The 2,431-nt window shown below is 64.9% G+C and carries 3 protein-coding genes; all 3 read left to right on the forward strand.

The features are described from left to right. A partial coding sequence (locus QZY44_RS06220; protein ID WP_295443735.1) for an Hpt domain-containing protein occupies positions 1-819 on the forward strand: 819 nt, incomplete at its 5' end. Positions 820-990: 171 nt separating this feature from the next. Continuing rightward, entirely contained in the window at positions 991-1,428 is a 438-nt protein-coding gene (locus tag QZY44_RS06225; RefSeq protein WP_295443738.1) for a response regulator, read from the forward strand. A gap of 222 nt (positions 1,429-1,650) precedes the next feature. Further along, on the forward strand, positions 1,651-2,217 hold the full coding sequence (locus QZY44_RS06230) for a hypothetical protein (RefSeq protein ID WP_295443740.1): 567 nt from the start codon (positions 1,651-1,653) through the stop codon (positions 2,215-2,217). The last annotated feature ends 214 nt before the right edge of the window (positions 2,218-2,431 follow it).

Consider the following 2,431-nt stretch of genomic DNA (forward strand, 5'->3'; position numbering starts at 1 on the left):
ATCCGTCGGCTCCCGCACCGGCGCGAGCTCCCCATCGTCGCCATGACCGCCAACGCCATGGCCAGCGACCGCGAACGCTGCCTCGCGGCGGGCATGAACGACCAGGTGGCCAAACCCATCGACCCCGAGGAGTTGTGGGCCAAGCTATTACAGTGGACCAGGCGGCCCGCCGCCGGCACCAGCGGTGACACTGCACCGATCGCGTCGCCCCCCCAGACGCCGGCCGAGCCCCCGGACCTGACTGGCATCGCCGGACTCGACGCGGCGGCCGGGCTGCGGCGTTGTCTGGGACAGGAGGGGCTCTATCGCTCACTGCTAGGCAAGTTCATCGCCGGTCAGCGCGATTTCCCGCTGCGGCTGGCAGGCGCACTGGCCGCTGGCGATTGGCCCACCGCGCAGCGCCTCGCCCACACCCTCAAGGGCAGCGCAGCGCAGATCGGGGCCATGGCCGTACGCGACCTGGCCGAAGAATTGGAGCGCGCCATCGTCCGCCCGGAGCCCATTGCGCCGGTGCTGGCCTTACAGCAAGGCCTCAGCGATGCGCTACTGGAACTGATCGAGGCGATGGCGCAGCAGCTACCAGCGGCGCCGCCCCCTGCGCCACAGCCGCTTGATGATGCCCAATTCAACGCGCTCTGCTCCCGCCTTAGCGCCGCACTGACCGTCAACGATTTCGCCACCAGCCACCTGCTCGACGAACATGAGGCACTGCTGCATGCGGGCCTGGGTGACGCCTTCGCGGGCATCGCCGAGGCGATCAATGAATTCGACTTCGCGACCGCCTTGGAGCGACTGCACGCCGCCACCAGCCGGCCCTGATTTGTTGCCGGCGACCTTCATCACGCTGGAAACCTCGACAACCGCGTATCTGCAGCTAGAGCTTCATCGCAGTTCTTCAGGCCCGCAGGGCTTAGAGTACCGTCGCTAAGATGCCTATCACTGAAGCCGCAGCAGTCGGCCTAGCCTCACCTGGCCCGGATTAGCCTCACCATGCAATCAAAACCAGATCTTGAATCGTCGATCAGCCCCGATCTGCGCATCCTCAGCGTCGATGATCAACCCAAGTCCCTGGAGCAGATGTGCACCCTCCTGCGGCGACTGGGTCTGAAGTGCCGATCCTATCTGGACCCCGTGACCGCGCTGGCCGACGCCTTGATGGAGCCGTCGGACGTGTTGATAACAGGTCTGGCGATGCCCGGCATTGATGGCCGCGAACTGATCCAGCGCCTGCGCAAACGCTCACCCCATACCCGCGTGATCGCAGTCACCGACATGCTCGCCACCGGGGCCGGGCTGGACCAGGACGGCGAACCGGCCACGGCGGATTTCCTACTGGCCAAGCCGGTGCAGCCACTCGCCCTCCTCGCGGCCCTGTACACATCGATTGAGAGTACCGGAAGCGCCCGGCTGCCAGGCTGGGCCGGGTAAGTCGAGACGGCTTTGATTGGTCCTGCGGCCGCCGCGGCCGGGGGCCGACATCCGGATGGGCACGGAACATCCCCGCACCGTTACACCATGAAAACTGTATGGCTCAGTGACCGGCCCCAAGCCCCAACAATCAGGCGCTGAGCTATGCTTGGATACAAGGTCAATACCATGCGGCCAGCAAGTCGATGGCCGCGGCCTGTGCCACGGGGCAGGCGGTGGGAGATGGAGCCAGACAGCAAGGTCTTAGCGGGTAACCAGGTCCGAGCGGTGCGCACCCAAGGCGGCCGCGCGACGCCTCGGCCCGCGTATGCAGTGCGCAGACTCCCCTGCGGACTCGGCCGAGTCCCATCAGCGCTGAGGAACGTCCGACCCGAACTGATCGAGGTCCCGGACGCACCCAGAAGATACCTGAACACGCACACAAAGGTTCTGTGCGCGCGCACAAAGGTTCCGTACGCACGTACGAACCGTCCGTCCAAAAAGACTCAAACCTTTGTCGAAATTGAATTTTCTGCCTCTCGTCGAGGGCGGAAGGTCCCGTATGCGCTGACGAACCTCTCGTACGCACTGACGAAGGTCCCGTACGCGCTGACGAGCACCTCGTACGCACGCGGCGACGGTGACTTCCTGCGGTGGAGCAAGCACTTCAACGGCCATCTGGCCGAGGTGAAGGCCGCGCTGGGCCTGACCGATGAGGACCTGGCCACCGGCGCCGCCCACAACCAGACTCTCGACACCAAGTTTGTGCCTGACAGGAAACTCGCATTTTCCAGCACCGTCTATTCGTAACGGCCGGGAAATCCTTGGTCGAGCCGTCCCGGACGACGCGCGTATCTGCAATTAATACCCAACGCGTCAGCCACGTGAGAGCGACTCGTATTACCGGTGAATTCCGGGCACACCCATCCCATAGGCTGCATTCCGAATGCCCGGCAGCGGTGCTTAAGCGGCGCGACGATAAGGACCGCGCTGTCGCTCCCGCGCCTCTGCGTCTTGCTGGCGC

This window comes from uncultured Thiodictyon sp. (genome assembly GCA_903837595.1).
Lineage (GTDB): Bacteria > Pseudomonadota > Gammaproteobacteria > Chromatiales > Chromatiaceae > Thiodictyon.

Coding starts and splice junctions, on each gene's coding strand:
- QZY44_RS06225 (WP_295443738.1), top strand. CDS start 991: ATGCAATCAAAACCAGATCTTGAATCGTCGATCAGCCCCGATCTGCGC.
- QZY44_RS06230 (WP_295443740.1), top strand. CDS start 1,651: ATGGAGCCAGACAGCAAGGTCTTAGCGGGTAACCAGGTCCGAGCGGTG.